We start from the raw sequence: 699 nt of genomic DNA on the forward strand, positions 1-699 counted from the left end.
CGCCCGGCCTCGAAGGACCAGAAGGCGAGCGGCCCGGTCTTGAACATGCCCCCCAGCATCGCGAGGCCCGAGACGCCGATCACCAGCATCAGCCCGATCAGAGCGAAGACCATCAGCGCACCCAGCGGATTGTGCCCCAGATGGCGCGGGCTGTCGGAACGGACGTGCTCCACCACGTCGGCGAAGCGGGGCGCGAAGTCGCGGAACCGCGCGTGGGTGGGGCCGGTGAAGCCCCAGACGATGCGGGCGATCACGAGACCCAGCGCGACGAGTCCCGCGCCGACATGCCAGCGGATCGCCTCGGCTCCACCGAGGAAGCCGGTGGCGGCGGCGACGGCGACGCTCGGGGCAAGCGACCAGTGGAACAGGCGGATCGGAAGATCCCAGACGGGAACGAGGACGGGGCGACTCATGACGGGCTCCGGTGGTGGCGAGGTCCTTCTCACCGCGCAGGGTGACGCCTGCCTGACTCGCCCAGTCAGCTTCCCGTAAGGTTCCGGATCGCCCCGGGATCCTGTCAGCCTGACACTCTGCTGACGGGCCCCGTCAGGCGGCGCTCACCGTCGGATGCGACACCGGGTCTATCGACGCCGAATCGTCCTTCTCATCCGGATGGAGACCATCATGCACCTTTCCACCCCCACCGTGCCCCGGAACGCCTCCGCCCCCCGTCTGCCCGCCGCGGCACACCTCGCGGCG

The 699-nt window shown here is 70.1% G+C and carries 1 protein-coding gene; it reads right to left on the reverse strand.

All coding sequences use genetic code 11. From position 1 onward, the window contains the following. Window positions 1–413 (reverse strand): cytochrome b/b6 domain-containing protein (locus FG154_RS20650; protein WP_186312501.1); only part of this gene is annotated, 413 nt, incomplete at its 3' end. Window positions 414–699 lie beyond the last annotated feature (286 nt).

The sequence above is a fragment of the Cereibacter sediminicola genome, assembly GCF_007668225.1.
Taxonomy (GTDB): Bacteria; Pseudomonadota; Alphaproteobacteria; order Rhodobacterales; family Rhodobacteraceae; genus Cereibacter_A; species Cereibacter_A azotoformans.